19 protein-coding genes and 1 tRNA gene are annotated in these 23,582 nt (G+C 53.7%); 7 read left to right on the top strand and 13 right to left on the bottom strand.

Annotated features, from left to right (window positions below; translation table 11 throughout):
• Position 1 precedes the first annotated feature (1 nt).
• The gene (locus tag ACZ51B_RS07020) at positions 2-1,201 is read left to right on the top strand and encodes a C1 family peptidase (RefSeq protein WP_464296524.1); all 1,200 of its coding nucleotides are present in this window, start codon (positions 2-4) and stop codon (positions 1,199-1,201) included.
• Here the strand turns inward: ACZ51B_RS07020 and ACZ51B_RS07025 are convergent.
• The 4 genes from ACZ51B_RS07025 to ACZ51B_RS07040 form a co-directional block, all read right to left on the bottom strand.
• Entirely contained in the window at positions 1,191-2,285 is a 1,095-nt protein-coding gene (locus ACZ51B_RS07025; protein WP_464296525.1) for an SAM-dependent methyltransferase, read from the bottom strand. The genes ACZ51B_RS07020 and ACZ51B_RS07025 overlap by 11 nt on opposite strands.
• Before the next feature lie 16 nt (positions 2,286-2,301).
• Entirely contained in the window at positions 2,302-4,491 is a 2,190-nt protein-coding gene (locus ACZ51B_RS07030) for a GNAT family N-acetyltransferase (RefSeq protein ID WP_464296526.1), read from the bottom strand.
• Between the two features lie 75 nt (positions 4,492-4,566).
• A complete protein-coding gene (locus tag ACZ51B_RS07035) occupies positions 4,567-6,354 on the bottom strand; it encodes an LBP/BPI/CETP family protein (RefSeq protein ID WP_464296527.1) in 1,788 nt (595 codons plus the stop codon).
• 35 nt (positions 6,355-6,389) lie between these two features.
• The gene (locus ACZ51B_RS07040) at positions 6,390-9,629 is read right to left on the bottom strand and encodes a hypothetical protein (RefSeq protein WP_464296528.1); all 3,240 of its coding nucleotides are present in this window, start codon (positions 9,627-9,629) and stop codon (positions 6,390-6,392) included.
• Between the two features lie 254 nt (positions 9,630-9,883).
• Between ACZ51B_RS07040 and ACZ51B_RS07045 the strand changes: the two genes are divergently transcribed.
• A complete protein-coding gene (locus tag ACZ51B_RS07045; RefSeq protein WP_464296529.1) occupies positions 9,884-10,246 on the top strand; it encodes an MmcQ/YjbR family DNA-binding protein in 363 nt (120 codons plus the stop codon).
• Between the two features lie 3 nt (positions 10,247-10,249).
• On the opposite strand, the gene ACZ51B_RS07050 is transcribed toward ACZ51B_RS07045, so the two are convergent.
• Positions 10,250-10,337, bottom strand: a tRNA-Ser gene (locus ACZ51B_RS07050).
• A 108-nt stretch (positions 10,338-10,445) separates the two neighbouring features.
• Here ACZ51B_RS07050 and ACZ51B_RS07055 point away from each other — a divergent pair.
• Complete coding sequence (locus ACZ51B_RS07055; protein ID WP_464296530.1) at positions 10,446-11,225, top strand: SDR family oxidoreductase; 780 nt, start codon at positions 10,446-10,448, stop codon at positions 11,223-11,225.
• Here the strand turns inward: ACZ51B_RS07055 and ACZ51B_RS07060 are convergent.
• Positions 11,217-13,058, bottom strand: coding sequence for a protein kinase domain-containing protein (locus ACZ51B_RS07060; RefSeq protein ID WP_464296531.1), 1,842 nt, complete (start codon positions 13,056-13,058; stop codon positions 11,217-11,219). The two genes, ACZ51B_RS07055 and ACZ51B_RS07060, sit on opposite strands and share 9 nt — an antisense overlap.
• Before the next feature lie 231 nt (positions 13,059-13,289).
• Here ACZ51B_RS07060 and ACZ51B_RS07065 point away from each other — a divergent pair, with 231 nt between their 5' ends.
• Positions 13,290-14,372 (top strand): CAP domain-containing protein, encoded by a 1,083-nt coding sequence (locus ACZ51B_RS07065; RefSeq protein WP_464296532.1) that lies wholly within the window; start codon positions 13,290-13,292, stop codon positions 14,370-14,372.
• A 14-nt stretch (positions 14,373-14,386) separates the two neighbouring features.
• Here the strand turns inward: ACZ51B_RS07065 and ACZ51B_RS07070 are convergent, their stop codons facing one another.
• Complete coding sequence (locus tag ACZ51B_RS07070; protein ID WP_464296533.1) at positions 14,387-15,535, bottom strand: citrate/2-methylcitrate synthase; 1,149 nt, start codon at positions 15,533-15,535, stop codon at positions 14,387-14,389.
• 94 nt (positions 15,536-15,629) lie between these two features.
• Positions 15,630-16,514: a methylisocitrate lyase gene (gene prpB, locus ACZ51B_RS07075; RefSeq protein ID WP_464296534.1), complete on the bottom strand. Its 885-nt coding sequence runs from the start codon at positions 16,512-16,514 to the stop codon at positions 15,630-15,632.
• 57 nt (positions 16,515-16,571) lie between these two features.
• Here prpB and ACZ51B_RS07080 point away from each other — a divergent pair, with 57 nt between their 5' ends.
• Positions 16,572-18,035 carry a DNA recombination protein RmuC gene (locus ACZ51B_RS07080; protein WP_464296535.1) on the top strand — a complete coding sequence of 488 codons (1,464 nt, stop codon included), beginning with the start codon at positions 16,572-16,574 and terminating at the stop codon, positions 18,033-18,035.
• Here the strand turns inward: ACZ51B_RS07080 and ACZ51B_RS07085 are convergent.
• Genes ACZ51B_RS07085 through ACZ51B_RS07095 form a run of 3 tightly spaced genes read right to left on the bottom strand, consistent with a single transcriptional unit; the run spans position 18,032 to position 20,964 of the window.
• Positions 18,032-19,015: an ABC transporter ATP-binding protein gene (locus tag ACZ51B_RS07085; protein WP_464296536.1), complete on the bottom strand. Its 984-nt coding sequence runs from the start codon at positions 19,013-19,015 to the stop codon at positions 18,032-18,034. The genes ACZ51B_RS07080 and ACZ51B_RS07085 overlap by 4 nt on opposite strands.
• 18 nt (positions 19,016-19,033) lie before the next feature.
• Complete coding sequence (locus ACZ51B_RS07090; protein ID WP_464296537.1) at positions 19,034-19,753, bottom strand: ankyrin repeat domain-containing protein; 720 nt, start codon at positions 19,751-19,753, stop codon at positions 19,034-19,036.
• On the bottom strand, positions 19,750-20,964 hold the full coding sequence (locus tag ACZ51B_RS07095) for an ankyrin repeat domain-containing protein (RefSeq protein WP_464296538.1): 1,215 nt from the start codon (positions 20,962-20,964) through the stop codon (positions 19,750-19,752). The genes ACZ51B_RS07090 and ACZ51B_RS07095 overlap by 4 nt, the downstream gene beginning before the upstream one ends.
• Before the next feature lie 94 nt (positions 20,965-21,058).
• On the opposite strand from ACZ51B_RS07095, the gene ACZ51B_RS07100 reads away from it, so the two are divergent.
• Positions 21,059-21,721, top strand: coding sequence for a response regulator (locus tag ACZ51B_RS07100; RefSeq protein ID WP_464296539.1), 663 nt, complete (start codon positions 21,059-21,061; stop codon positions 21,719-21,721).
• A gap of 297 nt (positions 21,722-22,018) precedes the next feature.
• Here the strand turns inward: ACZ51B_RS07100 and ACZ51B_RS07105 are convergent, their stop codons facing one another.
• Both ACZ51B_RS07105 and ACZ51B_RS07110 read right to left on the bottom strand, forming a co-directional pair.
• Positions 22,019-22,285 (bottom strand): helix-hairpin-helix domain-containing protein, encoded by a 267-nt coding sequence (locus tag ACZ51B_RS07105; RefSeq protein ID WP_464296540.1) that lies wholly within the window; start codon positions 22,283-22,285, stop codon positions 22,019-22,021.
• Positions 22,275-22,949 carry a hypothetical protein gene (locus ACZ51B_RS07110; RefSeq protein ID WP_464296541.1) on the bottom strand — a complete coding sequence of 225 codons (675 nt, stop codon included), beginning with the start codon at positions 22,947-22,949 and terminating at the stop codon, positions 22,275-22,277. The genes ACZ51B_RS07105 and ACZ51B_RS07110 overlap by 11 nt, the downstream gene beginning before the upstream one ends.
• Before the next feature lie 107 nt (positions 22,950-23,056).
• Here ACZ51B_RS07110 and ACZ51B_RS07115 point away from each other — a divergent pair, with 107 nt between their 5' ends.
• A complete protein-coding gene (locus ACZ51B_RS07115; RefSeq protein WP_464296542.1) occupies positions 23,057-23,557 on the top strand; it encodes a hypothetical protein in 501 nt (166 codons plus the stop codon).
• Positions 23,558-23,582: the final 25 nt, after the last annotated feature.

Consider the following 23,582-nt stretch of genomic DNA (forward strand, 5'->3'; position numbering starts at 1 on the left):
CATGGTCAGCCTCTTTGTCACCGTAGCAATGCTGCTCGCTCGCCCAACCCTGGGCGAGCATTCAGTCAGCCTGAAAGCCAAGTACGAAGCGGCTGGCCTCCCTATCTACAGCCAAAACGGCCCACTCTGCTGGGCCTACACCATCAACTCCATCGTCGAATTTGAAGCCGCCCAAGCTCAAAACCCAACCACCCGATTCTCCGTCGGCTACCTCGAATGGTCCTCCCGAATGACCGATAAAGAAGGTTCCGAAGGATCCAATTTTGGTCGGGCTTACCGAGCACTCAACCGATACGGAGCAGCCCCATTAGCCCTAGGCGGCGATCCCAGCCCAGCAGGCGTTGGTGCAGAAGCCAAGCCCGATGTACAAAAGGCAGCCCTCCAAAACCGGTGCTTCGATGTCGATTGGATCCGCTTCTGGGATACATCCAAGCAAGTCACACGCACCGAGTTTCAATCAGTCAAAGACCACATCGCCGCCGGACACCCCGTAGCCATCGGCATGCGCTGGCCAAACAAACTAACCTTCGCCCCCAACAGCTTTGTCATGAACGTGCCCGCAGACACCGAGGTCTTCGACGGCCACTGCGTAGCCCTCATCGGCTTCCAAGACGACAACAACCTGCCCGGCGGAGGCGCATTTCTCTTCCGCAACTCATGGGGAGCAAACTGGGCAGACCACGGATACGCCTGGATGCCCTACGCGTATTTCAAGAAATTCGCCAACGACCTAGTAGCAATCCGACACGTCCCAGCCGCTCAGCCAGTCTCCGAAAAATCCATTCTCCTACCCGCAACACGCCTCACAACCGCTTCAATCGGCGGGGTGACGATTCAAGACATGAAGCCCTTTGGCAGCGGTTGGACCGGAAATAAACAATCCTTTTTCCAAGCCCATAAGCCCGGGGATTGGGCCAAGTTCTCCTTTGCAGTTCCCTCAGACAACGAGTACGCCGTGATGCTCAACATCACCAGGGCAGCCGATTACGGCACCTTCCAACCAAGCCTCGATGGCCACCCGTTTGCACCCATCGATGGTGTCGGCCCAGGAGTCCTACGCACCTCTCCCATCCTCCTCGGCAAACTCCATCTTAAGAAGGGCACCCACAAACTCACCTTAAAAGTCATTGGCAAGTCCTCGGCGTCATCCGGTTACAACGCAGGATTAGACTCAATCATTCTGGACCCGATCAAAGGCTAGACCCCAGTGACCGCATCGCAACTGTGACTTCGCTCCGGTTGTGATAAAGCTGCCGCGCGCCAATCACCTCATACCCACTCGATAACCGGTTCAAATCGTCCCGCACCATGTCGATCAGCCGCTTAGAAGCACTCGGCGACCCATCCGTCTTAGGCAGCTTCAGAGTCATAATCCCAACCCCATCAGGCGTCAGCTTCTTAGAGAAGTTCAACATGATCTCAATCGAATCCCGAGCGTCCATCTTCATGTCGTTCACAATCACGCTGAACACCTTGGACCCCACCGGATAATCCTGAATCCGACGCCGCACGTGAGTAATCCGCTTATTTCCGCGCAGCCGATTGTCCAAATCACCCGGATCCACCGCATCCACCTGCAACCCACGCTCCGCCAAAACCCGACTCCAACCGCCCGGCGAAGCACCAATATCCAGCGCCCTCCCCGTACTCGGAAGCTCCAGATCAAACACACTAAACGCCTCAAGCAACTTAAACTCGGCGCGACTCACCTGGTCATCATCTCGCTTAAACCGGTGCTTCCCACCAGGCCATCCACTCCGGTTAAGATCCGTCAACGACAGTCCCACATAAGCCAGAGTAGGCGTACACAAAATCGAAACAACCTGCTCCGGCCACCGACAGTCCATCGGCGCACCCGTTGCTTCCTCTAATGCCTGAGAAAGCGTCTCATTCAAAACCACCTTCCGGTAAGGCAACTTCCCTTGACCCAAAATCCGAGACTGAACCGAAAAGCTCTTGTTGCGATCCAGGCGAGCAGCAAGCTCAGGAACCACGCCGCATATAGTTGATATATCTACCTCAGCACCCGCTAGCTCAATCTGATACTCAACAGGCGAAATGTGACGAATAAACACAGACCCAAACTCATTCAACTCAGCAGCAAACTGCTCAAAGTCAACATCAGAGTCCACATGCAGAATGCTCCCCTGCACGGCATCACCCGTATCCAGCCAGGTGCCAGGGAGTTTGGCGGCACGAATACGCTTCAGCTCCTCAAGGGCCAATCCGTCCGATTCCGCATCGCAGGTGATCAACACACCCCGCAGGTCATTTACAATCTTCAACAGAGGATTCTAGCAGCTATCGCATGCTCTCACCCGACACAGACTCTACAGTTTCCTGCCTGCGCGCAAACTCCGCCGCAGTAATCGAGTAGATCAGGCACTCCACAATCCCCTCCAGCAACTCCTTCCGCAAAACACTCAAGCCTTCCCGCTCCGCAAACCGCTGAGCCGCCACATTCTCCACTTCAATCGTCGCATAGATCACCGGCAGCTTCAAAACGTCAAACCCATACCGCAACACCGCCGTATGAACCTCTTTCACAATCGGATCACCCCGAAACTCAGGCAGCACCGAAGTCTGAATCTCCAGCGCACCAAACAACTGGCTCCAGGAGAACCCACAAATCCCCATAAACTTGCGATCCACCGCCCGATACACAGGCCACAAGGACCACCCATGGTCCCGCATCACCACGCGGTTGTATTTCAAAATCGCCATCATCCGCTCCGCACTGAGTTCCAGGTTGGCAAAGGCGTACTTCCTAACCAGCGGGTCCTCCGCCAGCACTCTCAGGTTGTAAAGATGCCGGTGACTCATCTTCGGCAACACCGCATGCGCCGTCTGAATCACCACATCATCCGGACTCCAACGAACAGGCTTCACAGCCCGTTGCATCAACTCCAACTCTTCCGCAGTGGGCGAACATCTCAACGGAACCCACTGCGTCGCCGGAGACTGAATCGTCAGCATCTGAGTCAACGAATTCCCCTGTGAGCGATTGGCCGCCAACGTCAACCCATTCGGGCAGATCGTGCTGTCGGTCAAAGTCGTAAAGTCCAAACTCGCCGTTGCCACACAGTTCAAAGGCTCAAACTGCGGCGGAGGAGGAAACGGACCACCAAACGCCGGATTGCAAAACCGAACATTCACCGTCGAATTCGCAAAGCTCACCGTCGCCCCAGACAGATCCGCACTCTGCAGCTTCGCCGCAGTAAACACCGTCCCCTGAACACACGCCCCCACAAGCGACGACCGAATACTTCCCGACTGAGTCGGCGAAAGATCCGCCTGAGTCAGATTCACATTGATCATGCAAGCGTTGCTAAACTTGGCCCCCTTCAAAGTCGCACTGGTCAAGTTAATCCCAGCCATATAAGCATTGGAAAAGTCCGCCTGCTCCATCGTCGCCGCATTCGCCATCGAAGTCAGCGCCCCATAAATCGAACTCGAAACAAAACTGACCCCGTAAAGATTCGCCTTATCAAACTTCACATTGGGCATGTACGCATACGAAAAATTAGCCGCCGCACTCCCATCCACGCCACCCAACTGAGCCGCAGTAAAGTCCACGCCTCCCAGCGACGTGTCCACAAACACCGACCGCATCAAATTGGCACCGACCATGATCGAATTCGAAAAGTCCGAATTAGAAAAATCAGCCCCCACAAAAGATGCACCCGTAAAATTGGCCCTCTTCTTGAGAGATGAGGATCCAATGGTGCAACCAATTCCCGTCACCTCATCAAAAGTCGTCCGCTGAGCAGAAATCGCCTGCCCCCACTTAACCGTAGAGAGATTAGTCCCCGTAAACACAGCCCCATCCAGCGTCGCCCCTGTAAAGTCCGTCCCATTAAACGATGCCCCCACAAACGTCGCACCGGTCAGATTGGCTCCGTTAAAAACCACATTGTCCAAAGTCGCATTCGTAAAGTTCGCACCCGTGCAGTTCACTCCCGTGAGATCCGCACCCGTCAGATCGACATTGATGAAGTCGTACCCAGCAGCCGACTTAGAACTCTGAATCGTCGCCAAAGAAGGCGTAAGCGTCACCTGCGTGAAGTTGTTGTAAGTTGACGTGTCTTCCACTTCAACTCCTCCTCCAGGGATCGGAAAAATCAGATAAGGCAGCAGAACGTTCACCGAATAACGGACATCCGAAGGACTGCTCTGCCCAGTCAAATACACCTGGAACTTAACCAGCCCCGAACCCTCAGAAACAATCCCCATCCGCCCCGCCTGCGTAATGTCCGTTGTCCCCGCAAGCCAACCCACAACGGTAATTGGATATAAGTAGTACAAGCTACCCATCTGAATCGTAAACGTCTGATCCGAGTTCTGATAGACAATGAACTTCTCGATTTCCGTAACCGCAGCAGCAGAAACAAACGGATAAGTCTGCCCAGCGTTGTTAGAAGACGACGTGATGTAGAGATTGGGCCCGTCCGTGTTGGTGGACTGGAACGTGTACTTGCCGTAAAAAACCATGAGCAATCCAATTCAAGGAGAACAAGATGAAAAGCCCCCTCCACTCCTTGTCACGTGGAAGGGGCAACCAACAGATTAAAGAAGCTCGTGTCCCGACTTGATCAGTGGGAAACTCGGACTCTTCACATTCCTTCGATGGCTCGAAATAGGCTCCCCAAGCTCGATCCTGTTCTGAGACATGTGATACAACACTTGGCCGGTGTCATTCACGTTCACCACGTCCGTAAACACCTCGGCATAACCTGGGCTAAGCGTAACCGTAGCCCCACTGAACAAGAAGTTGAATCCCTGAACACGAGGAAGCGGCACACCCGTTTGCCCCATCTTCGACAACTGATTGGCGAAAACAGGTTGCAGCACACCATTCCAGATATATCCAAAATCACCACTATCAATGCCCGGAATCGTCGAGCTGATAAAGGTGCTCGTGGTAAGGTTCGGCACCACCTGGAACGCAAACTGAAGCGTCTGAGTAGTCCCTGCTATTCCTAATCCAAAGTTCTGAAGAACATCCGTCTCCTGAATCTTGAAGGTGATCACGGGAATCGTGTTTCCGTTCTGGATAACGTTCAAAACAATGTTCTCGCTATGAGTCACCACCGCACCCGTAATCAGCGCGGCAGCTTCAATGATCGTCTTATACTGAGCCGCCACAGAAGCCGTAAGCACGTTCTGAAGCGCCGAATAAAACTCAGCCTCCTGCAAGAACACCGATCCCTTGAGAAGTTGCAGTGCCGTCCAAGCCGACGCGGGCAACTGGTTTTGCAACGGCGCCATGTTCGTCGCCGTGAGATCGTACACCTGCTGGAACGTAACCGTAGGCGCAACCAACGCCGTAATATCCGCCGTCATCGGACAGTACGGATACGCTGTAAACAACGCCTGCAAAGGGGTGTTGTTGTAATACGAGGTGTTCATATCCGCGGGAATGGGCACGTTCCCTGGGGTCGCCGTCGCAACCAAATCACCATCCGAGAAGAAAGCCCAGAACAACGAGTTGAACGTATAGTCCGAGGCGTAATAGTGGAGATGGTTATTCGTTGGCACCGACGGAAGCGCAAGCTGAGGAGGATTCGCCCCCGGATACTGAGTCCCCTTGTACGTAGCCACACCCGTCACGCCCACAGCCATTCCCACGTTGTTAGAGAATGTCACACTGCTAGGCCCAAGCGCAAACCCAAACTGAATATTGGGATTGATCACACCCGAGTTAGGGATCGTCTTGAACAGAGGCGTCAACAAGTTAGCCAGTGCAGGCCCAAACTGAATCTGACTCACCGCATTCGCAGTCGATGAACTCACCTGAGTGCTGAAACACCCCGAATACTCCTCATCATTCACAACACTGTTGGAAGGAATGTTCGGCGAAAGCCCCGACATCACCGGCGTGGAACTCACAAAGTTGAGCTGCACGTTGGTCCCCGAAGTCTGCACCTGATACACGATGGTGATCACCATCGACCCCACGCCAATCGAGTAGGCGTAGTTATTGTTGTAGTGCGACATTGTATGGCACCCAATAATGCTACAGAACTGGGCATCATACTGCTCGTTCCAGTTATACGAAACTGAGAAATTGCTGGCCGTCATGACCAACGTAAATTGCCCATTCGGCCCCTGACTCAAACTCGTAAACTGTGGAGCAAATCCATGCATCGCACCACCAGAGAGTGCGATGGAAATATTGGCATCCCAACTAGAGCCCCCCTTGCCACTCGAAATGCAAATATCCGGGACCGAGATCGTATTGTCCGGCGGAATAAGACTGCCCAACGCTTGAGCAATCGTGCTGGCTAACATAGACTGCGTGAAATACTGAAGCCCGCTTGGCGACATTGCAACGGTGATTCCTTGTAATGACATAGTGATTCCTTTTTCTTTTTTGCGTGTTGGGACAATTACAAAACAGACTTGCGCGACATGTGCACAGATACAAAAGTCTCCGAGAACACCGAATCCGCTCCCATCGTCGGAGTCGACGGCAACCATATGCTCACAGAAGGCTCCGTTCGCCCACCATCGGGCTTCACAATCGTCTCAAAATTGAGCGTATACATCGTCCTCCACAGATCGACATTCATCTTCGCAGCCGTCAACCCAGCCGTCTGAGTCAACCAAGATCCATCGGGGTTATAAATATCGAGGAAGTACTCCGTAGGCAGCGAGCCATCGTTGATGTACTTCAGAACATAGATGTAGCCCTTCGCCTCCACCGCAATATCCAACAGCGTCACCGGAGACTGCTCCAACTTCAACGAAGCCACAGAAGACGAACCGGCAAAGATCGGAGCCGGATTGCCAAACAGATCAAACGCCTGCAACCGAGCACCCGCGTTCGGCAAATTCGAATCAGCCGCCTCCAACACCACCACACCGGCAGAAGGCAACGCAGCCACACCAATCGGGATGTGAATCAGACCCGGCCGAGTGCCGTACCCCGAGTACATATTGGCCAGAGGAGCATCCGCATCCGCCACAGCCGCAGCACCAATCCGAAGCACTTCCAACTTGCTGTTCGCCGTGCTAACACCCACAACATAACCAGTTGGGTGAACAATCGCAGAGTCAATCTGCTCATTAAACCGACCCCAACTCTGGCCCGTCGCAAGGTTAAACTCCCCAGTTCCAGCAACGGTCACCTGGCGAATGTGATAAAGCCCCTGCCGAGGATCCACCCAGAAGTTGTTCCCAATCCCAGAGCTCGGCCCGTCCAGATCAAACAACAGAAGCGGCTTAGCCGTCAAACCAGCAGGCACAAACTTAAGCGCAGCATCCGGCGTCGTGCGGTCATCAATCGCCTGGAATGTATACATCTGCCCGCTGTAGTTACCCGAGCCTTGATCCAGCAACGGAATGTTCTGCCCCGAAGCCTCCCACGTATAGCCGATCTCACTCGTCTGCTGGCTAATCGTCATGTTCACCAACTGAGCAAGGTTGTTCCCAATATTGCTGCTACTCAAATCAGCCACTGTAGCCGTAGGAGCACCACCCACATTCGTCCATACACGTGCGCCGGTTGTCGGATCAACCGTCAGCTTCTGATCAAACTGGTACACCGTCGTAGACGTAAGCGGCACCAGGTTCTCCGTAATGTTCATCTGAGGAACCGTCAACAAATTGCCCGAAACATCCGCATTCAACTGCGCCGTCTTAGCCGATCCACACAGCCAGCCCGTGCTGGAATAGAAGTTCGCCTGGAACTGAACGGTCCCACCCGCAGGCAATCGGTTCGCATTCTCTTGGTTGAAATAAACCGTGATCGGCCCAGTCTGAGGCGAACTCGTCATCTGCCCCGTGGTCTTGCGTGTCGTACCGTCCGTATAAACCGCCGACACCTCGTAATAACTCGCCTCCAAAGGCCAAGTGTTCTGGTGATTAGCATCCGGCAGCAATGTCCAAGTCGCATCAATAGATCGCGTAGCAAGGATCTCGAAAGTCGCCGGCGAGAGCGCCACTTCCACACTCGTCTGAGCCAACAGCGCAACATCCGTGATGATCGAAACCGCCATGGCGATCCAACCAAAGATCGGAGTCGCCTCCTCAGCCGCACCCTCAGCAATCTCAGCCGACATCCAAACCGCCAGCTCCGTGGCATCCAACAACAGCCGAGGGATCAAATCCGCAAACGCAGACATCAGCGTCAAGGTATCGCCACCCGCAATCGCCGTCACCACAGGGCCCGAAACGATCGCAACCGCAATGTCCAGCACCGTCGAGAAAATCGTCTTCGCAATCTCGTTCAGAGATGACATCTCAACCGCAGCCGCAAACATCAAACAAGCCGTCGGGATTCCAAAGTTAAAGATGCCCGTCATCACCGCGCCAGGAGTACAAACCTGAGCATCCCAACTGCCGTAATACTTGCCGTCTGCTCCCTGAATACCACCCGTGCGCCCAATACCACCCGCGTAAATCATCACGGAGCTAGCATTCGAAGGCCAAGGGAAGCTAATCGTCGCCGGATTCGCCCCCACAGGAATCGCAAGAATCGTATTCACCGAGGAGAAGATCTGCACAAATTTCTTGGTAGGCGAGTCATAAAACTCACCCAAAGATGCAGGCACCTGAGAAACCCAACCATCCGGCACAACAGGCGACCCATCCGGCCCCAAGAACTCCACATACCCAGACAACCAACGCAGCCAAGAGTTCGTGTAATCAATGCTAAACGTGTTGTTGGTGAACGACATATCGCCGCTCTGTGAGAACCCGTGAAGAGGAGTAAGACTGTTGACAGTCCAATAACTACTGCTCGAATCCTCCGCCAACCGCCGCGTCATCGGATGATAAGAAGTCGATTGAGGCGCAGTAACCTGCGTGGTTCCATCCTGCACGGTGTAAGTCCCGGCATTGGTCTGCGTAGACTCCAACGAAGGCTCATTCTTCACCTTCTTCAAACTGTCCGACATCGGCCCAACAGTCCACTGCTTCGTAATGTCCGACCAGTTGTAGTAGTTCGAATCCGTCGGCTTAAAGTTCGGATCCAAATAAGGCGTCTCGTAAGTCCAGTTCTGATTAGTCGGATCTTTTTGATGCTGCAAAGCCTGGAAATAGATCTGCTCCGCCAGGTCGCTAATGCCATTGGAATACTCAATGATGTTGGTGACCGTCGCGCTGGTATTCCCGCCAATGTTCACCATCTCCGCATGGTGGAAACAGATCGCAACCGCAGCATCAAAAGCCGTCTTGTAGTCGTGAACATCAATGATCGGACTCGGATCATCAGCCGCACTCAACTTCACCCCGTGCTTCGCAAACTTAGGATGAGCAAAATTAGCCCGAGGATCCCCAGTCTGCCGATGCCGCTCGTGTAAAGCAATACGCGCCTTCTTCGGAACGTGAATCGCAGTGAGCAGCAAAGTATTCAACTTCGCCCCCGGGACCTTAGAAGGTGCCGTCACCAACAACAGCTGAGCGTACGACTCGGAAACATGAACATTCTCAACGTAGTGCGTAAGATGCTGATCCGGAATGTGCTGGAGAGCGCAATTCAGTGAACGATGCGTAGCCCGAGACTCTGGGGTGTGCCGATTAAGCACCAACCTGTCTTTTCCAACTTGTAAGGTAACCGGCACGCCTTCAGCTACAAAGCCAAGGTCAAAGTGCAAGTGAGTCTGAACGGTCTTTCTTTCCACCATATTGTGCTCCCTCAAGTCCCTTCGTTGGAACCTGATCAGAATTCCATCATCTTATCACCGCAAGAACTATTACAACAGTCACTTATTAGATTAATTTCATATAACGTTAAACGATAAACTTGCACTATCACGTGTAATTCACACCCACCTAATACAATTCCATTGGTACCCAGCAAAATAAACACGAATCTACGACCCCGACAAGCAGAGGAAAACTCGAAGACTAGAAAGTGCAAGTCAACGTAAAATAGGCCATGACACCCCAACAGGTCAGGTCCTTCGCCCTCAGCCTCCCAGAGGCCACCGAAGATCACCCGTTCGGGATCGAAACCGATGTCTATCGCATAGAAGGCCTGATCTTCGCACTCCTAAAGGCCGACGCAGAAAAACCATTCATCAGCCTCAAATGCGAACCGAGGCTCGCCATCATCCTAAGGCAACAGTTCCCCGCCGTCACACCCGGATGGCACCTCAACAAGAAACACTGGAACTCAATAGCCCTAGACGGAACCGTCCCACCAGAAGATCTACAGGAAATGATTCAGCACTCCTACGAACAAGTGCTAAAGAAGCTGCCCAAGGCAACACGCCTCAAACTAGCCAAAGAAGGGGAGTAAAACTGGAGGAGAGAAGGAGATTCGAACTCCTGGTGACTTGCGCCACTCCTGTTTTCAAGACAGGTGCAATAGACCACTCTGCCATCTCTCCAGCCAAGGTCTCTAAAATCATATCCGATTTAGCCCCAAGGATGCCTAGGGATCACGTACGAATTGATTCCTTTATCCTTCACACAGACCCAACGTGTAAACTCGAACAATGGAATTGGGTCTACAAGGGAAGGTCGCCATGGTCGCCGCAGCCAGCAAAGGCATCGGCTTGGCCATCGCCAAAATGCTCACAGAAGAAGGCTGCAACGTCTCCATCTGCGCCCGAAACGAAGAGATACTCGAAGCAGCCGCATCCGAAATCGGCGGCGAAACACGCTCCTACGTCGTCGACATCACCAGCGCAGAAGACATCGCCTGGTGGTACGACCAAACCAAACAAGACCTCGGCCCAGTCGATATCCTCGTAACCAACACCGGCGGACCTCCCGCAGGCGCGCTCAACACCCTCGAAGACGCCCAATGGCAACTCGGCTTCGACAGCACCCTCATGAACATCGTCCGCCTAGTACGCCTGGTCGAGGACGACATGACCCAAAGCGGATGGGGCCGAATCGTCCACATCACATCCCTCGTGGCCAAAGAACCCTCCCGCATGCTCCCCATCTCCTCCACCCTGCGAGCAGGCATCATGGCCCTCACCAGACTACAAGCCACCGAGCTCGCTCCAGCAGGCATCACGGTCAACGGAGTCCTACCCGGCCACACCCTCACGGACCGCCAACGCCACTTAGCAGACATACGTGCAGAAAGAGACGGAATCACCCCGGAGGAAGCCCTGGTCAAGCAAGGCGAAGAAGTCCCAATGAAACGCCTGGCCACACCGGAAGAGATCGCTGCAGCAGCAGTATTCCTCTGCTCCAAACAAGCCAGCTACATCACGGGAACCAACATGCTAGTAGACGGCGGCCTAACCAAAGGCCTAGCGTAGCGTTTCGATCAACTGGGCGATCCTAATCTTGCGGTCGCCCGGCGACAATCGAGGCTCAATCTCTTCGAGCAAAGTCCGGGAATCCTGCATCAACTGCGCATTCCCCGTGTTGCGGGCATTGGTGCCGTACAAGAAAGCACTCTCCGCAGCAGCATCCAAATCCATCTGCTTCTGCTGAGTGTTCGTCTCCTGGGTATAAGCCTTCAACCACTCCCGAGAGCTCTGTCCATACAACTCCGCCCGCGCCGATAGGTCATTCTCACCAGAAGCACGTCGGGAGTAAAGGTCGCCAAGGTCCGTGTAAGGCGCCGGGTTGTGAGAGTCCACATCCGCAGCTTTCCGGAAGTTAGACTCAGCTTCTTCAAACTTGCCCTCCTCCCGCCGGTTCTTACCTATCTTCTCGTAGAGCGCCGCAATCGCCGCATCCGTCTGAGCACTGTCCTGACCATTCGGTGACTTCTCTTTCAGCTTCAACCACTTCTCAAGCTGCTCCTCCGGAGAACTCGTGCTATCCGCTACCAAAGCGTTGCGAGCCTTCTGAGCCTCCTGCTCCGCACTCATGCGGTTGAAAGCCTGAACCAACGCCTGCGTCCCCACCAGCAACAGCAAGAACAGCGTCCCTAACACTAAGAAAGTCACCGCTAGCTTCTTCAGAAAAGCAGTAGTCTCCGGCTTCAAAAGAGGCTGCCGTGGCGGAGGCGGATAGTAAACCGGGATCTGCCCAGGAGGCGGCATGCCAGGCAGCGGCATACCCATCTGAGGCGTATGCGGCGGCATTGCGCCACCACCCGTCTGATACGGGTTATAAGAGTACGCGGGCATCACCTGAGGAGGTGGAGTAGGAGGCTGGTTGTACTGGTTCCCGTAAGGATTCGCCCCCGGAGGTGGCCCATACCCATAAGGCGTATTGATCGGCCCCTGCTGAGCATTAGGTTGCTGGGGATAAGGTTGCTGATAAGGAGACGGGGGAAGATTGTTAAACACGCTCGGCAGAGCGTTCGGCATAATCCCGGGCTCCGCCATCGTCGCATCATCCAACGCCTGGATCATGTCTTTCGCCGAAGCAAACCGCATCGGTGTGCTCTTCTCCAGCGCCTTCGTAACAACCTGCCAAAGAGCGTAACCCACGTTCGGAAGGTGGTCCGGCTCCTTATTCATAATCGCGTAGGTGATCGTCACCACGCTATCCCCACCAAACGGCTTCCGACCCGCCAGCAGTTCGTACAGCACCACGCCCACGCTAAAAATGTCGCTCCGCTGGTCAATATCCCGACCAACCACCTGCTCAGGCGACATATAACTAGGCGTTCCAAACACCTGACCATCCATCGTCAGGTTCGGCTGAAAAATGAGACGAGCAATGCCAAAGTCAGTAATCTTGATCTGACCATTACTCAAAATCTGAATGTTGTCCGGCTTGATGTCCCGGTGAATAACACCCTTGCTGTGCGCATGGTCTAAGCCAGCAAGAATCGCCTTCGTAATCTCAATCGCGCGATCCTGCGACAAAGGCCCCTTCGTATCGATCTCGTTACGCAACGTGTTGCCATCGAGATACTCCATCGCCATGAAGATGCGGTCGCCATCCTCAGCGAAACTGAACACCGTCATGATGTTCGGATGGTTCAAAGTCCCCGCAGCCTGAGCCTCACGCTTAAACCGAGAAATCCGCTCTTCCTTCTGCTGAGGAGTCGCGCCATTGGGCATCGCCAGCTCTTTAATGGCAACACGACGGTTCATCAGCGGATCGTACGCTTCATAAACGATGTCGTTCGAGCGCGCGATCTCGCGAATGATTTGGTATTGGCCTAGGGCTGCGGGAAGCGAACTCATTCGACGGGTGAAGTCCTGATACTTACTAGAGAGAGACGACTGCGAAACTCAAGACGTGCGACGATACGGATAATTTTCTCTCATTTACCCATAAGGCCTATAATGGAAATCATCGGCTTTTGCTCAAGAAGTTCCGATCATTTTATTCCGATATATTTTTTTGGCAGGAGAGAAAACGTGGGTTACAGACGCCCGGCTATCTTAGGTGCTTTTTTACTCGTTGCAATGTGCATGACTCAGAACGGTTCCACGTTCGAGGCCCGTACAGGATTCTACGGCCCAAAGGTCGAGCTTCGCTACGCAAAACCCACCATTCGCTGGGAAGTCTGGTCCGAACAAGGTGACGTCAGCGCCGCAACCATGGTCGTCGACGGCAAAACAGTCGCAACCTCCTACGACCCCACCTCCCGTTCCCTCCACTACACCCCACCCACGCCCCTCACCACCGGCAAACACCAAGTCGAGTGCGAAGTCACCTTCAAAGGTCTCTTCAAGTTCAAAAGACACTGGCAAACCACCGTCGCCGAAAAAGCCATGGTCGAACTCCCCGAGCCCTCCGCCACACAACTCGAACTCCTAGCCGAAGCCAACAACCAACGCCAAAAGCTAGGTCTCGAAAGTTTCGTCATGGACAAAAGGATGAACGCCGCCGCGCAAAGCCACGCCGAATACATGGCCAACAACCACGTCACCGGCCACGGCGAGCGCCCCACAGACCCCGGCTTCACAGGAGGATCCCCCTCCGACCGCCTCGAAGCCTACGGCTGGGGCGGCAGCTCCTGGGAAGGACTCACCTACACGCTCGAAGGACCCAAAGGCATCGTCGCCAACCTCTACACAGCCCCCTACCACCGCCTGCCATTTCTCCAGCCAGGCACACTCCAAATCGGCTTCGGTGCAGCTCCCGCACGCGCCTCTGCCCTCTTCCAAGGCTCCACACAAACCGCAGTCGTCGCCTCCCCAGCAGACGGAGAATCCGGAGTACCCACAACCTGGGACTGCCGAGAGCGCCCCAACCCCCTCCGACTCCATCCAGGCATCGAAGCCCCAGTCGGCTTCCCCATCATGCTCGCCATCTTTGGCAAAGACAACGCAGCCCTCAACGTCACCCAATTCACCCTAACCGACGCCGCAGGAAACAAAGTGGACTGCCTGCTCAACTCCCCAGGCATGGACGACGAACTCACCTTCGCCGCATTCATCCTCCCAACCAAACCCCTCAAAAGCCACACCAAATACACGGTGACCTTCGAAGGCACAAACGAAAAAAAGAGCCCGATCCAAAAGTCGTGGACTTTCGAAACGGGCTCTTAATTCAGGAACAGATCTTAGCGGTTCGCGATCTCAACGTAAGGAAGATTCGAATTCCCTTCGTAGATCGACTTCGGCCGAATCAACCGGTTGTTGGCCAGCTGCTCAATCGCATGAGCGGTGTAGCCCGAAACACGTGCAACCACAAAGATCGGCGTGTAAAGCTCAATGGGAATACCAAGCAGGTAGTAAGAGTACGCAGCTGGGAAGTCAACGTTAGGGTGCAGCCCTTTCTTCTCCAACATCGTCTTCTCAAGGATGTCAGCAATCTGTCCATAGGAAGTGTTCCCCTTGTGAACGCCGATCTCCTTGGCCAACTTGGTGAGGTACATAGCGCGAGAATCGCCCTTCTTGTACTCACGGTGCCCAAAGCCCATCACTTTCTTCTTGTTCTCAAGCGCATCGTCAATCCAAGCCTGAGCATTCTCAGGGGTGCCGATGTCGAGAATCATGTGCATCGCCTCTTCGTTCGCACCACCGTGCAAAGGACCGCGCAGAGTAGAAATACCCGTCACGATGCCACTGTACAGATCGCTCAGAGTACTCACACACACACGGCAAGCAAAGGTAGAAGCGTTGAACGAATGCTCCGCATAAAGCGTCAGCGATGCGTCAAAGATCTTGCGAGTGTATTCGTCTGGCTCCTCTCCGCTGAGAAGATACAGGAAGCTCTGCGCAATGCCATGCTCCGGCTTAGGCTTCAGAGTCGGCTGACCATTGCGGATTCGGTGCCCGTTGGCAACCAAAGTGCTAGCCTTCGCAATAATGCGCTCAGCCTTGCGGATGTTCGCAGCATTATCGGTGGAAGGAGCAGAATAGTCGGGATCGAACGCTGCGATCACACTAAACGCCGTGCGGATGTAATCCATCGGATGCGCGGTCTTGGGAAGCGCCCTCAAAGCGTCATTAACTGCTTCAGGAACTTCTCGCTCCGCTGCTAATCGTCCTTTATAGGCATCTAACTCTGCCTGGGTCGGCAGGTGCCCGTGGATCAACAGGAACGAGGTCTCTTCGTAGCATCCGTGCTCTGCTAACTCGTGGACATCATATCCACGATATTGCAAACTACTTCGGTCGCTATCAATTTCACTAATATGGGTGATGCCAGCTGGCACACCTTCGAGGCCGGGGCTGTAATTTGGATACTGGGTCGCGGTAGCGCTCATTCGGTTCCTCTTCGAGTCCTAACGTGAAGGGATTCTACCTACACGAGAAGCAATCCTTAAAGATCGTTCAACATTAAACAATCCGGTCAATGACTTAATCCTTTTGAGCCCATTTACGGTCCTGGGCATCGTATTCACTGTAATCGATACGCTCGTACAACTCCGCACGAGTTCGCATACGTACTAACATATCGGCTTGAGTGCCCTTAGAAAGTAGCTCCTCATAACCATCATCAAGCGTTTTCAGCATCAAACGAAACGCCGTCATCGGAAAAATCACCATCTCATATCCCAACTCCGCAAAACGGCCGGTCGAAATAATGGGGGTCTTCCCAAACTCCGTCATGTTCGCCATCAAAGGCACTTTCAAAGCTTTCCGAAACTGCTCAAACTCCGCTTCGCTAGCAAGCCCTTCCGGAAAAACGGCGTCCGCACCGTTTTCTACGTACAGTTTCGCCCGCTCAATAGCAGCCTCAATCCCCTCCACCCCACGCGCATCCGTCCGAGCCACGATCATAAAACTAGAGTCGGATTTACTCTCAACCGCCGCGCGGATCTTAGAAGCCATCTCACTCGGCTCCACCAATGACTTCCCATCCAAATGCCCGCACCGCTTCGGACTGGCCTGATCCTCCAAATGGATCCCCGCCAACCCCGCTCGCTCCATCTCAATCACCGTCCGAACCACGTTGTGGACCGATCCAAACCCCGTGTCCGCATCACTAATCACCGGCACAGGACTCACGCCCGTCACATAAGCAGCCTGCTGCGCAAACTCAGTCAAAGTCGCCAAAGCAATATCCGGCACCCCAAGATTCGCATTCGTAACGCCCGCCCCACTCAAATACAGAGCAGAAGCTCCCGCTTTCGTAGCCGACACAGCGCTGATCGCATTAAATACACCAGGCATCAACACCGTCCCGTTCGACATCAGTTCGCGCAAACGAGCTCCAGGCGCCTTCGGCGGAGGTTTCAGCATACTTGCAGGCTACCACGATGAATGGAAACCAGGCCAGAACCTGTATCCTAATAGGTAATGGAACTTGTGTGGCCTCTTTTGGGAGTCGGTATCGGACTGGCCGCGGGCTGGTACGGCGCATCACAGCTATCGAAAGCAAAGCTCGAACCCCTAGAAAAACGCGCCACAGACGCCGAAGCAGAACTCAAACAAGCCTCAGCGAACCTAGCATCCTCCCAAGCGGAACAAGCCCGACTCGAAGAGCGCGCCACCCAAGTAGACACCCTCAAATCAGAACTCGCCGAACAAGCCAACCTCCTCCAAGAACTCCGCGAGGAAATCGCAGGCTTCCGCGAGAAAAAAGCCGAACTAGAATCCAAAGTCGCCGAGAAAGAAAACGCCCTTCTAGAACTCCGCAAACAGTTCGAAGACTCCAAGCAAGGCCTCACCGACACCTTCAAAGCCCTCTCCTCAGACGCGCTCAAAAACAGCACCGAACAACTCGCCCAAGCCGCCGAAGAGATCCTCAAACGCTACAAAGAGAACGCAGAAGGCGACCTCAGCCAACGCCAAAAAGCCATCGAGACCCTGCTCAAACCCATGCAGGACCGCCTCAAAGAGCTCAACGAACAAACCCACCACATGGAACTCTCCCGCAAGGGCGCCTATCATGAAATCGCCGAACAAATTAAAAACCTCGGCCAACAACAGATCGGCCTAACCAAAGAAACCACACGCCTAGTCAAAGCCCTCCAAGACCCGGGAAGCGCAGGCAGCTGGGGCGAAATGGTGCTCCAGCGCGTCATCGAAATGGCAGGCCTCAACGAACACGTAGACTACGAACAACAAGTCACCACCGGAGAGTCCGAAGCACGCCAACGACCAGACGCAGTCGTCCGCCTCCCCGGAGATCGAATCCTCATCATCGACTCCAAGTCCCCCGCAAAACACTACTTAGAAGGACTAGAAGAGCCAGACGAGCGCACCAAGCAGGTGATGTTCGCCACACACGCCGCCAAGCTCTACGAGCACTCCAAAGAACTCAAAAGAAGGGACTACTCCAAACACGAAGAAGCCCCAGACTTCACCGTCATGTTCATCCCAAGCGAGTCGGCCTTCCGAGTAGCCCTCGAAGCCCGCCCTGCCCTACTCGAAGAAGCGATGCAAAACAACGTGGTAATCGCCACACCGTCCACCCTCCTAGCTCTTCTCCGAGCAGTAGCCTTCGGCTGGCGACAAGAAAAACTCGCCCAAAACGCCAAGAAAGTCCAAGACGACGCAGCAAGACTCTACGACTCCGTCTGCTCAATGATGGAGCACTACACCAACCTCGGCAAAGCCCTCACCGCAGCCACCAAGAAGTACAACGAATTCGGCGGCTCCCTAGAGTCCCGCGTCCTCCCCGCAGCCCGTAAATTCAAAGACCACGGCGTTCAATCGAACAAAGCCGTGGTCGAAGTGGTCGAGCCAGTAGAGTTCATGCCCCGCCCGCTCCAAAGCAGCGACTTCAGCAAGAACACCCTCCCCGGCCTAACCGACTAACCCTCAACGCCAATCGGCGCGCCCGCTGGAATAGCTGAGACTTCCTCAGCCTTCCAGCAGGCAGAAATATGATCTTCCTCCACCGTCACATAAGGTGGCTGCTCCGAACACTTATCAAAGAACAGGGGACACCGAGGCCCAAAAGCACACCCCTGAGGCATCCGCGCAAAGTCAGGCGGATACCCGCTAATCGCCTCCAACTGACTCTTCCCAGCCTGAGGCAAAGCGTTCAGAAGCGCCCTCGTATAAGGCATCGCCGCAGTCTTCAAAACCTTAGCAGCCGGCCCCATCTCCACAATCTTTCCGGCATAAAACACCGCGATCCGCTGAGAAATCGAAGCAATCGCCCCAATGTCATGGGACACCAACATAACCGCCGTCCCCACCGTATTCTGAAGATCGTTCAGCAACCGTAAAATCTGGGCCTGAAGTGTCACGTCCAAAGCCGTCGTCGGCTCATCTGCAATCAAAACCTTCGGCTCGCAAGCAAAGGCAATTGCAATCACCACACGCTGCCGCTGACCACCCGACATCTGATGCGGATACTTCAGCGCACTCGCCTCCGGAGTCGGCACACCCACCTTGTCCAGCATGTTAATAGCCTCGGTCCAAGCCTGCCGCTTCCCCATCCCCCGATGCAACCGAAGCACCTCAGCAATCTGGTGCCCCACCCGCATCATCGGGTTCAAGCTCGTAAAAGGATCCTGCATGACCAGAGCAATCTGCTCGCCCCGAATCTTCTGCAACTCCCGCTCCGGAAGCCCAACCAGCTCCTTCCCGTCCAACTTGATAGAGCCAGCCGTGATCTTCCCAGGAAACTGCAACATCCCCATGATCGCAAAGCCAGTCTGAGACTTACCACACCCAGACTCACCCACCACACCCAGGGTCTGCCCAGCCTCAAGATCAAAGCTCACCCCACGCAAAATCTTAGTAGGCCCAAAACAAACCTCAAGATCGCGAACTTCAAGAACGGCCATAAGATTCGATTATGCAGCCTATCCGGCACCTAATGACTTGTATTGAGGATGCGTCTTGCAGAACTCCTCAAGATCAAAGTACACCTCCGACTTCTTAGCCACAACAGTGCGACAAATTCGCTTAAGCTCAGCCTTTTCTGCAGGCGTGGCGTCATTGCGCTCGTCAGGCATCTGGATCGTAAGAACAGGTTCCGCCCCACGCTTCAATAGATACCGCGCAACCTCCGGCCTAACAAAATAAATCGCAACATCCAACGGAGTTAACCCGTGCCACTCTGGCTCACGAGCGTTGATCTGCGCCCCATGGTCTAACATGTAGCCAACCAACTCGGTGTTGCCACTCCGACACGCATTTTGCAGCGCCAACGGCCCGCACCCAACCCGATCAAACGTCTTACTGTATTGGAAGATCAACTTACAAGTTCTAAGATCTCCCTTACGTGCAGCCTCCTCCATCGGCCCCTCACCGTCACGAGTAGGTTTTGTTTTTGCCCCAGCTTTCAAGAGTGCCTCCGCGATGTCGTACTGTTGATCCTGCACAGCACGTGACAGCAAAGTTTGCCCCCTGAAACTCTCTTCAAGATTCGGATGCGCCTTCAATAACTCCATGGTCTTTGAAAGGTCATGATCCGCAACGGCAACAAACAGAGGAGAAGGAACGCGAGCCTCATTTTCCGACCGCTTACAACCAACACAAGCGACCACCAGACAAACGCCCCAAACAAACAACCTCTTCATTTCACACCTTGAAGCAGTTTCTGAACCTGCTCCGTATCCGAAAACTCTCGACTACGATCCAAAGCAGTCTTCCCTTCCTTATCCTTCAACTTCGAATCGCTTCCCGCAGCCAGCAGCACCTGCACAAGATCCGACTCTCCAAGAGTAGCGGCACGGAAAAGTGGACTCCAACCATTTTTATCCTGAACGTTCACATTGGCCTTCGCCGCCAAAAGCAAACTCAATGTGTCCTTAGCAGGCCATTCCCGACGCTCATAACGTTTGTTTTTCCCAAGAGCAAGCCCCTCAATCTTCTGGCGCTCAACAGCAAAATGAAGGGCAGTGCGTCCCTTCTCATCCTGAGCATCGACATCATGATCTTTCTCAAGAAGCGCCTTCAATGCCAAATCGAGGTGGTACCGACTAGCCTGCATGAGTGGAGTCAAACCGTTAGAATCCCTCTGGCGAGGGTCAGCTCCATGACTCAATAGGAACGAAATCGAAGGAGGATCATTGTGAATCGCCGCAGCGTGAAGTGGATACATGTAACCGTCAGTTAGACGAACTGCAGGATATTTCTGATTAACGGAACACCCCAATTTGACAAACATATCCATCAAAGGAACTCTTCCAACCGAAAAAGCAACCACATGTTCTTTGGGTCCAGGCCGCACGCCCTTCTCAACAAGATAGGTCACAACGTCATCGTGACCACCCATCAAATGCCGTTCCAACAAACTCCAACCTTTGATGGGTGGAGGATTGAGTACTGCCCCCTTCGAAACCAAAAACTCAGCCACTGGTCGATTGATGGCAAAAGCGATAATCGGCAGATTGTCGCGCGACGGGCGATTAATATCTGCGTGCGCATCAAGCAATGTCTGCATCACCTCAATGCTCCCACTACCAGCCGCTCTGGCAATCGGAGTGTCCTCCTCACCTTTCCGTGTTCCATTCGGATCAGCGCCAGCGGCCAAAAGAATCTTGGTCATTTCGACCGACTTGCAGTCAGCGGCAATATCTAGCGGACTGGAGATAGTCACCACTCCATTGGGATCCGCGCCTTCCTTCAGAAGCCGCTGCACCTCCGATGCATTCCTTGACCGAATCGCCAACATCAAGGGAGATTCCGGAAGCGACGCTTGGTGCCGGCACCCAGCCATCGCAAAGACCACACCAAAAGACACCAAGCACAGACCTAAGCGTCGAACCGCAACAGACTTTTGAACCATGTGAGTACGGGAATTCTAGCAGATACAATCCGAAGGCCCAACAACTCGGGCCTTTCGACCGCACCAAAAAACCGAACCACTGTATAATCGGCGCATGTCTCAGCAGATTCGCGTGGTTGTCGCAGACGATGAACCTTCCTACAGAAAGGCCCTAGAGAAGACTCTCACCCTCATGACCGAATGTGACCTCATTGCAGTTTGCAAAGACGGACAAGAGGCCCTCGATGCGTGCCTGGCAGATCCACCCGATGTCCTCCTCACAGACATCAACATGCCACGCCTCAGCGGTATCGAACTCACCCGCAAACTCCTCAAACAAGAGAAAGGCGTAGCAGTAGTTATCCTCACCGTAAAGGAAGATGACGACACCGTCTACGAAGCCTTCCGAGCAGGCGCTCTCGGCTACCTCCTCAAAACCAGCACCCCACAAGACGTCATCGAAGCGATCCGACTCGCAGAAAAAGGCGAAGCCAAAATCACCCCAAGAATCGCCACCAAGGTCTTGGAAGACTTCCGCCGCGTAAAAGAAGAAGACGAAATCGACGACTCAGAGATGTACGTCCTCAGCGATCGTGAACAAGAAATCCTCGACCTAGTTGCCCAAGGCCTAAGAAACAAGGAAATCGCAACACGACTTTCGATCGCAGAAAAGACCGTTAAGAATCACGTAAGTAATATTCTGAAAGCGCTCCAAGTCAACTCGCGAACAGAAGCCGCAATGAAGGCGGTCAAAGCGAAACTAGTCGAAAAAAGCTGATCAGTCACTGTTCAAATTACCGGGGGCCAATGGCCCCCTTTTTTGTGTCAAGCGTCCCTAACACGCTCAAATTAGACTCAAAAAAAGATTTCCAAAAAAGTTCGAACCTTTTTGGAACATTTCGGAACACCATCCAGTCAGAGCAACTGGAGAGTAAAGCTAGTTGCGGGCCTATGGTCCATTGTTTGATTGGCTTCCACTAAGACCCCTTGGATTTTCCAGGGGGCACTAATCTTTTAGTTGCACTTGCGTGCGGAGACACGCAAGTGACAGGAGTCAATCAAACCAACACGATCATCATCGTGCTTTTCTTAAGGAAGTAAACTCCCACCACTTCCGACTCTCACCCGTCTCCACAAAGTGAACCACCGCACGAAACGTGTCCAACACACACGGATCATGCCGAACCCCAGTCACGGTACAAAGCTTCTCATAAAGCAAAACAGGGTCCTGCCCCTTCAACATCGAAGCCTCCGTGATCCCAAGCAAAATGAGGTCAGCCGCAAAGGCTGGCCCCACATTCGGCATGGCCATCAACGCCTTGCGCTGAGGATCAACCGCCACTTACCGTCCCTAACTTCGCAGGCACCACAAAATCCTTCTTCCGCTTGGTGTATTGCGCAACATGCTGCTTCCCTCCAAAATCAGTCTCCATACCCACCACTTCCTTGTCATCAGACAAATAGATGTGCGCCACTTGCTTGGCCGCCCCTACCGCCATCTCAAGCTGCACATCCTTCACGCTCTCACCTTTCCACTTGGTGGTCGAACCAAAGGAGAAAGTCCCCGTAAACTCCTTAGGAGGATTCGTCAACAGTTTCACCAGAGCAGTGTCTTGCAGGAACGACATAGGCAAACCACCACTCACTTCCCAACCCGGTGACGTGTTCTCGCGCGGCACTACACTCTCCGTGCGCGTCTCCCTTCCGCCCCCAACCACCGTCACCGTCTTCCCATCAGAAAAGTAATCCGGCGCCAACATGCCATGGGCACCCTCACTCTCCTTAAAGTCCGACTTCTTCGTAACCTTAAGCTCAAAAACCCCACCCTTGGCCCAAACCAACTCCTGAACAAAATGCCCAGGAAACAACCCAGAAGAGTCCGAATGCTCAATCGTCATAGAGAAAGACTTCATCTTCTGATAAGCCGCAATCGAATCAAGAAGAGCCTGCTTAGCAGGATTCACTTGGCAAGCCAGAGCAGAGTAAGCGAGAAAGGCAGTAACCATACCGACCATTCTCCACCTCAACAATCCCAACATGGGACCTTTGGCCAGCATATTTCACATTAACCACCAACCATAGAGTTACGATGTAGACCAGAAGGCCCCAGAAAGTGAACTTCCAACACCACCCCGAATTCCAAACCCACTTTGCAAAAGTCAAAACCGGCTCCAACTTCTTCGAGGTTTGTGGCCAACCATGCCTTGCCCGCGACCTCCACTACGCCACGCTAGGTGACTACCCTTGGCGCACCCTCAGCACCATTGCGGTGTCGGTAGAAGAAATGTCGCCCACTCAAGCCATCATCGTCCTGCCACTACTCCTGTCAGCCGCACTAAGGCTCCCAGAGAGCGAGAACACTTCATGCCATCTCTCGTTCTACTCACTCCACCTCAGTTGCCCCAACGACACCCAAGAGGCATTCAAACAACTACACAGACTCAATGTAGATCAGCTAGCCGCCCTGAGCCGGCTCATCATTGAGTTCGTTACCGATGAAATTCTCTATGAAAGCTCCTCAACAGGCCCACTCCTCATGATCAATCGCATGACCGCCCTAGACAAGCGCTCCGCCACACCCAAGCACATCGAGAACACCCGCTACCTGATCTAATCCACACCAAAATGCACCCAGAATT

The organism is Fimbriimonas sp. LA-C6, from assembly GCF_055398105.1.